This is a genomic window from Mycobacterium arosiense ATCC BAA-1401 = DSM 45069 (genome assembly GCF_002086125.1).
Classification (GTDB): domain Bacteria; phylum Actinomycetota; class Actinomycetes; order Mycobacteriales; family Mycobacteriaceae; genus Mycobacterium; species Mycobacterium arosiense.
The window spans coordinates 1-231 of record NZ_MVHG01000442.1; the positions used below are offsets into that span (position 1 = coordinate 1).

The window sequence follows — 231 nt, forward strand, 5'->3', positions numbered from 1 at the left end:
AGTGTCCGCGCCCGGCCGCAGCCGGGCGGGAAGGGAACTAGACCTGGCTGCCGAGCTGTTCGGCGCGACGCAGCCAGCCCTGGCGCTGTTCCTCGCTGGAACTGCGCATCGGCGCGAACTCTTCCAGGCGGCGGGTGGCGATGCCACAGGCGCCGAGCACGCTGCGCACCATCTGCCGGTGCGCCGGCGGGCCCTTGAGGAAGCGCAGCCGCGACAGCGGCTGGTCGTGGC

At 73.6% G+C, this 231-nt stretch carries 1 protein-coding gene; it reads right to left on the minus strand.

Features of this window, described 5'->3' with window-relative positions; all coding sequences use genetic code 11:
• Positions 1-37 precede the first annotated feature (37 nt).
• Positions 38-231 (minus strand): hypothetical protein (locus BST14_RS32490; protein ID WP_211280885.1); only part of this gene is annotated, 194 nt, incomplete at its 5' end.